This is a genomic window from Gardnerella sp. 26-12 (assembly GCF_001660745.1).
Classification (GTDB): Bacteria; Actinomycetota; Actinomycetes; order Actinomycetales; family Bifidobacteriaceae; genus Bifidobacterium; species Bifidobacterium swidsinskii.
This window is the reverse complement of the sequence record NZ_LWSR01000102.1, coordinates 1-7,086: the sequence shown is the minus strand read 5'-3', so window position 1 is coordinate 7,086 and position 7,086 is coordinate 1. Positions and strand designations below refer to the sequence as shown.

Genomic DNA, 7,086 nt, shown 5'->3' with positions numbered 1-7,086 from the left:
AAATATTATCTTGAATAGTAACTTGTCTGTTCCAAACGAGGCAACGCTTAAGGCTATGAATCACGCTAATCAAATTATGAATGGCAAAATTTCTGACGATGGCATTGCTTTTAGCAATGCTAATGAAGCTAAGGCATTTTTGGATAATATGTCATGAAAATGTCATGAAAATTATTCGCGAGTCGCGAAATTATTCCTAATGTTAGGGGATAGTGTTAGATTATTTCTAACTTAAGCGATGATCCGTTATCGGCGGGGAGTTTTCGGAAGAACGGCGAGGATTCGTAAGGTTTTCGCTTATTAGAACCGACGGGGTTGGCCCGCACAGCCAAACACGAGAGGCTATGGGAATAGTTCGATTGCGTTGCATATTTGTGTTACGCACTTGCGTTATGCATTGCGATACACGTTACGTAATCATCTTATAGCAAGCGAGGTGGTACCGCGGCAGTAACTGTCGTCCTCGCAGGGAAATATTCACCCTGTTGAGCGAGGAGAGCACAGTGAGCGAATCCACTAATCCAGCAGCAAACGCGTCCGAAAATACGTCCGCAAATCACGTATACCCAAAGGTAAGTGTTTCAGCATCAACGCAAGAAAACTCCGGCGCGCAAGTTGCACCAAATCCTTCCTTCCCAAAGCTTGAAGAATCAGTTCTCCAATACTGGGATGCAAACAACACTTTCCGCAAGTCAATCGAATACCGTCCGTCCGGCAAGGGTAGTCAAAACGAGTTCGTGTTCTTCGACGGACCTCCATTCGCAAACGGTCTTCCTCACTACGGCCACCTGCTCACAGGCTACGCAAAAGACGTCGTTCCGCGCTATCAGACTATGCGCGGTCGCAAAGTAAACCGCGTTTTTGGTTGGGATACTCACGGTCTTCCTGCAGAGTTGGAAGCGCAGAAGGAACTCGGCATCGAGTCGGTTGAGCAAATCGAAAAAATGGGCATCGCAAAGTTTAACGATGCTTGCCGTGCCAGCGTTTTGAAGTACACAAACGAGTGGCAAAACTACGTGCATCGTCAGGCTCGCTGGGTTGATTTCGAGCGCGGTTACAAAACGCTGAACATTCCATACATGGAATCCGTAATGTGGGCTTTTAAGCAGCTTTATGATAAGGGCTTGGCTTACAAGGGTTACCGCGTGCTTCCGTACTGCCCGAAGGACCAAACTCCACTTTCAGCCCACGAGCTTCGCATGGACGCGGATGTGTACCAGAATCGTCAGGATACTACCGTTTCCGTTGCCGTTAAGCTTCGCGACGAAGCCGACGCTTACGCAGTATTCTGGACCACTACTCCTTGGACTGTGCCAACCAATTTCGCAATCGTAGTTGGCGCAGACATCGACTACGTGGAAGTTCGCCCAACTGAAGGCAAGTTCGCAGGTAAAAAGTTCTACATCGGTAAGCCTTTGCTCGGCTCCTACACTAAGGAACTTGGCGAAAATTACGAAGTTGTGCGCGAACTTAAGGGTGCTGAGATGGCTGGTTGGCGCTACTACCCAGTGTTCCCATACTTTGCAAGCGATTCTGCGCTCGCAGAGGGTGGCACTCCTGGTCCTAACGCTTTTACGATTTTCACTGCAGATTATGTTGACACCGCTGAAGGTACTGGTCTCGTTCACCAGGCTCCTTACGGCGAGGACGATATGAACACGCTTAACGCGCACGAAATTCGCAGCGTTGACGTGCTCGACGCAGGTTGCAAGTTTACAAGCGACTGCCCAGATTACGAAGGCTTGTACGTTTTCGACGCGAACTTGCCAATTTTGCGTAACTTGCGTGCAGGAGACGGTCCGCTTGCTCAAATGCCGGAAGATCAGCGCGCGTTGTTATTCCAAGAAAAAAGCTACGTGCACAGCTATCCTCATTGCTGGCGTTGCGCAACTCCGCTTATTTATAAGCCTGTTTCTAGCTGGTTTGTGTCTGTTACGAAGATTAAGAAGCGCTTGCTTGAGCTTAATCAGGAGATTAATTGGATTCCTGGAAACGTTAAGGACGGCCAGTTTGGTAAGTGGCTTTCTAACGCGCGTGACTGGTCGATTAGCCGTAACCGCTTCTGGGGTTCGCCAATTCCAGTGTGGGTGAGTGACGATCCAAAGTATCCTCGTGTAGACGTGTACGGTTCGTTGGAAGAGCTTAAGGCTGATTTTGGCGACTATCCGCGCGATGACGACGGCAATGTGAATATGCACCGCCCGTATATCGATCGCCTTACTCGTCCAAATCCAGACGATCCTACTGGAAAGTCGCAAATGCATCGTATTACGGATGTTCTCGACTGTTGGTTTGAGTCTGGTTCCATGCCTTTCGCGCAGTTCCATTATCCGTTTGAAAATAAGGAATTCTTCGAAGAGCACTTCCCATGCGACTACATCGTTGAATATATTGGTCAGACTCGTGGCTGGTTCTACACGCTTCACATTATGGCTACGGCTCTATTCGACCGCCCAGCTTATAAGAACGTGATTTGCCACGGCATCGTGCTTGGTTCCGACGGCCAGAAGATGAGTAAGCATTTGCGCAATTACCCGGATGTGAACGGCGTTTTCAACGAGTACGGCTCGGACGCAATGCGCTGGTTCCTCATGTCTTCGCCAATTTTGCGCGGTGGCAATTTGATTGTGACTGCAGACGGCATTAGGGATACGGTTCGTCAGGTTATGCTTCCAGTTTGGAGCTCGTACTACTTCTTCACTTTGTATGCGAATGCTGCAAACGGTGGTAAGGGTTATGACGCTCGTCGCCTTCGCGCGGATGAGGTTGCAGGACTTTGCAACATGGATCGTTATTTGCTTGCTCGCACGCGTTTGCTTGTTGAGCGCGTAGAAAAGTGCTTGAACGAGTTTGCGATTAGCGATGCTTGCGCAGCAGTTGGCGATTTTATTGACGTGCTTACGAATTGGTATATTCGCGGCAGTCGTGACCGCTTCTGGAATGAAGACGAGACTGCTTTCAACACGCTTTACACTGTGTTGGAAGTGTTCATGCGCACGATTGCTCCTCTTGCTCCTATGGAAGCTGAGGCTGTGTGGCGCGGTCTTACCGGCGGCGAATCCGTGCATTTGGCTGATTGGCCTTATTTGGTGGAGCCTGAAACTCTTTCAGACGGTGAGAAGAACCCTAAGGCTGGAACAGTCACTGAGCTTGGTGCTGTTCTTGCTCATGACGATGCTTTGGTTGCTGCTATGGATAAGGTTCGCGAGGTTGTGTCTTCTGCGCTTTCGTTGCGTAAGGCGGAACAGTTGCGCGTACGCCAGCCATTGGCAAACTTGACGGTTGTTGCAGAAAATACTGCTGCTGTTGAGCCTTACGAGCAGGTTCTTGAGCGCGAGCTTAACGTGAAGAATGTTACATTCTGCACTTTGGAAGACGCAAGCAACCACGGTTTGAAGATTGTTCACGAGCTTAAGGTGAATGCGCGCGCGGCTGGTCCTCGTTTGGGTAAGCAGGTGCAGTTTGCTATTAAGTCTTCTAAGAGTGGCGATTGGCGAGTTGACGAGTCTGGCGCTCCTGTTGTTCAGACTCCAAACGGCGAAGTTGCGCTTGTTGAGGGCGAGTATGAGCTTGTAAATCGCGTTGAGTCTTCGGATGCTCAAGCGGCTGCGAATACTGCTTCTGCTGCAATGCCAACTGGCGGTTTCGTTATGCTCGACACTGCTTTGACTAGCGATTTGCTTGCTGAAGGTTACGCTCGCGACGCTATTCGCGCTGTTCAGGATGCCCGTAAGGAGAACGGTTTGGATATTAGTGACCGAATCGCTTTGACTTTGAGCGTGCCAGCTTCGGACGTTGTTAAAGTTGAGCAGTTCCGCGATTTGATTGCGGAGGAGACTTTGGCTACGAGCTTCGAGGTTGTTGAGGCTGATTCTAGCGCAACTGAGCTTAGCGTAACTCTTAAGCGTGCGTAAAACACAACTAACAGCTAATTAACTAAACAAAACGTGCCGGTGTATTTCAATACGTCGGCACGTTTTGTTTTACTTCTAGTTTTATTTGACTACCGTGTTGTAGCTACTCTAAAGAATTTCATTATTCTCAATATCCATCCAGGCATAATAAAAGTGACGTGCTTTTGTTCGTTCGAGTGGTTCTCTATAATTGGATGCTCCAAATCAAAGTACTCAAGTACGTCTTCGCCGTTATCGAATTTTCTATCAATTTCTTTTCCGCTTATCTCTTTACTTTTTGTGGTGTTTTTCATAATATTGTTCCTCCTTCTTTCGTGATCTTCTTACAGAAATAATACGAATTCGATTATTTCTTTTTGTTATTACTGCAGTCCAATGTTTGCTGTCTATCTTTCCAAAAACTAAGTAGCGAGAGTCATCATTGCCTGAATTTTTGGATTTGATTTCAGTTATTTCATTATTCCAAAGTATTTGAGCTTTTTTGAAACTGATACCATGTTTAGCTAAATTTTTTAAGCTCTTTGCAGGATCGTACTCAAAATTCATACTCACCTTCTATCGTCTATTTTAACGTAAAATAGCATCAATTGAAACTATTTTTAATGATTGTTGTTTTGTATTAAGTATCGTAAATGCTTTAAGTCGGCTTTCCTAGATTTTTTTACGCATTGTGGTTAAAGGCTATTTATAGAAGCAAGCGCTACCGCATTGAGCTTGCTTGAAGTGCACAATGCAGCTTCAAGCAAGAGCAATGTGACACCCCATTTTCTATGGGTTCCTATAGTGTCGATAAGACAACAATACAAATTTTTACTCGATTTGTGTTTTGCGTTAATTTATATTGCATGATATTCAAAAAGAAAGTGCAGGTGACGAAATGAGTAAAGATGAGAAGGGTCGGTGTATTTCGTTCACGCTATAAGCGTGATTCATCTAGCGTCACCGTTCCTACTGGAAATAATTCTGGCATTATTATCGGAAGTATAATTATTGCAATTTTTGTGATTTTGGCAATTTTTGCCGATGCTTTTACTGCAATCACTGGCAATAATCCTTATGATGAGCATCCAGAATATTTAGATTTTAATTCTGTTCCAACAGGTTTTGGTGGCATTAATTTCCAGCATTGGTTTGGTGTTACGCCACTTCGTGGTCTTGATATTTTTGCAATTGTGGCTCATGGCGCGCGCGTATCTCTTGGAATTGGCGTCGCTTCTACCATAATATCGCTATTTCTTGGCATCGTAATCGGCATGATTGCAGGGTATTTCAGTGGTTTTGCAGATGCTTTGCTTTCGCGCACAATGGACGTGTTCTTCGGTTTCCCGTTCCTGATTTTTGCGATTGCTTTGTCTGCTGTTGTGCCGCAAGATTTTCCGCGTCCGCTTCTACTAATACTTGTTTTAGGATTTTTTGGTTGGCCAAGTATTGCGCGTTTAGTTCGCGCTCAAACTCTTACGCTTAAATCTCGCAATTTTGCAGTTGCATCTCGCGTAATGGGAGCCGGTACGTGGCATGTTCTTCGTGAACAAATAATGCCAAATATGATGCCGTTGTTGCTTGTGAATGTAACGTTCCTTATTCCTGGACGAATTGGAGCTGAAGCTGCGTTGTCTTTCCTTGGCGTTGGTATGAATCCGCCTTCGCCTTCGTGGGGTCGCGCTATTGCGGAAGCTGTGCAGTGGGTTTTAGTTGACCCATGGTATTTACTTTTCCCTGGAACTGCACTGTTCTTGCTAACTTTCGGTTTTAATCTTGTTGGTGACGGTTTGGCCAGTGCTCTTCAGCCTCGCGCTAAAAAGGCGGCGACGGCATGAGATATAAGGAAAATATTAGTAATAGCGATACAAAAAATAGTAATAGCAGTACGAAAAATATCAGCAATAAGCAGAATGTAAATAATACGCAGAAGAAAAATATGCAACAAAATATTAGTAATAACAGCAATAATGAATCCGCAAAAAACCCGCGAATTATTAGCAAAACCGTAGATTTTCTTACGTTTTTAATAAAGCGTTCAGCAAGCGCGGTACTTGTTTTAACACTGATTGCAGTTGTATTATTCCTTATTTTCTTTATGCTCCCAGCGAATCCTGCGCAACTAGCTTGCGGAAAGCCGTGCACTCCTGAGCGTTTGGCTCGAGTTTCCGCATTTATGGGCACGGACGCGCCGTGGTATGAGCAGCTTGGAAACTATATTCGTGGGATATTTTTTGGACGAGAATTTGGAACTAATTCTGCATCCTCAGGAATTTCAGCCGCTGGTGACGCAATTATCTGCTCGTCTCCATGCTTAGGCTGGTCCTTCACGCTTAACGAACCAGTCACAGATCTTATTATGAGCCGTTTTGCTGTGACAGCTTCTTTGGCGATTGGCGCTGCATTACTTTGGGTAATTATTGGTGTAGTAACCGGAGTGATTTCTGCTTCTAAAGAAGGATCGCTTTTTGATCGTGCATTTAGAGCGCTTTCTTCAGTGGGGATTTCGTCCCCTGCTTACCTGATTGGTATGCTTGCAATACTTGCTTTTGCAGTATATCTGCCAATTTTCCCTACAGGCGGTTATGTGAATTTTTCGGATGATCCTTTAGGTTGGCTGCAGCATTTGCTACTTCCGTGGATTGTTTTGGCGCTTCTTAACGCTGCTTATTATATGCGACTTACTCGTGCTCATATGCTTGACGAGTTGCAACAGGATTATATGCGCACTGCCTTGGCTAAGGGTATGCCGCGAACGAAAGTTATAACTCGTCACGCTCTGCCTAACGTAATGCTTCCTGTGCTAACAATGTTTGGCTTGGATCTAGGCGGTTTGCTTGGCGGTGCTGTGATTACTGAGAGAGTTTTCTCTATGCAAGGTTTGGGTTCGCTACTTCTTGATTCTGTTAAAAATCTTGATTTGCAAGTGCTGGTTGGTGTGACGCTTTTTGCGGCTGCGCTTGTGATTGTTGCGAATCTTATTGTTGACATCTGTTATCGTTTCATCGATCCTCGTGCCGCAGTCTGTTAGTGCCTTTCGAGTGAAATTGTTAGTGGGCGAGGACTAAGCGCTTGCGTTTGCTTGATGCTGCTCGTGTCAGCTCGCTCACTTTTTCTCAAGTTCAAAAATGTTAAATAGCTTATGCGCGAGTTTTAAAGAATTAAATTTTAAATCTGTCTCTTATACACATCT

Annotated in this window: 5 protein-coding genes; 3 read left to right on the top strand and 2 right to left on the bottom strand. The window is 45.6% G+C overall.

The genetic code is table 11. The features are described 5' to 3' along the window. The first annotated feature begins 503 nt into the window (after window positions 1–503). Window positions 504–3,914 (top strand): mupirocin-resistant isoleucine--tRNA ligase, encoded by a 3,411-nt coding sequence (ileS, locus tag A5295_RS05230; RefSeq protein ID WP_064622013.1) that lies wholly within the window; start codon window positions 504–506, stop codon window positions 3,912–3,914. 89 nt (window positions 3,915–4,003) lie between these two features. Here the strand turns inward: ileS and A5295_RS06380 are convergent, their stop codons facing one another. Next, on the bottom strand, window positions 4,004–4,207 hold the full coding sequence (locus A5295_RS06380; RefSeq protein WP_033888599.1) for a hypothetical protein: 204 nt from the start codon (window positions 4,205–4,207) through the stop codon (window positions 4,004–4,006). Next, window positions 4,185–4,460, bottom strand: coding sequence for a BrnT family toxin (locus tag A5295_RS05220; protein ID WP_004110572.1), 276 nt, complete (start codon window positions 4,458–4,460; stop codon window positions 4,185–4,187). Before A5295_RS05220 ends, A5295_RS06380 begins: the two co-directional genes overlap by 23 nt. Before the next feature lie 341 nt (window positions 4,461–4,801). Here A5295_RS05220 and A5295_RS05215 point away from each other — a divergent pair, with 341 nt between their 5' ends. Then, entirely contained in the window at window positions 4,802–5,731 is a 930-nt protein-coding gene (locus A5295_RS05215; RefSeq protein ID WP_064622007.1) for an ABC transporter permease, read from the top strand. Continuing rightward, a complete protein-coding gene (locus tag A5295_RS05210) occupies window positions 5,728–6,924 on the top strand; it encodes an ABC transporter permease (RefSeq protein WP_082915509.1) in 1,197 nt (398 codons plus the stop codon). The genes A5295_RS05215 and A5295_RS05210 overlap by 4 nt, the downstream gene beginning before the upstream one ends. Window positions 6,925–7,086 lie beyond the last annotated feature (162 nt).

What these genes read in the sequence shown, in the direction of transcription:
- A5295_RS06380 (WP_033888599.1), bottom strand. Translation starts at nt 4,207, where the DNA reads ATGAAAAACACCACAAAAAGTAAAGAGATAAGCGGAAAAGAAATTGAT.
- A5295_RS05220 (WP_004110572.1), bottom strand. Translation starts at nt 4,460, where the DNA reads ATGAATTTTGAGTACGATCCTGCAAAGAGCTTAAAAAATTTAGCTAAA.
- A5295_RS05215 (WP_064622007.1), top strand. Translation starts at nt 4,802, where the DNA reads ATGAGAAGGGTCGGTGTATTTCGTTCACGCTATAAGCGTGATTCATCT.
- A5295_RS05210 (WP_082915509.1), top strand. Translation starts at nt 5,728, where the DNA reads ATGAGATATAAGGAAAATATTAGTAATAGCGATACAAAAAATAGTAAT.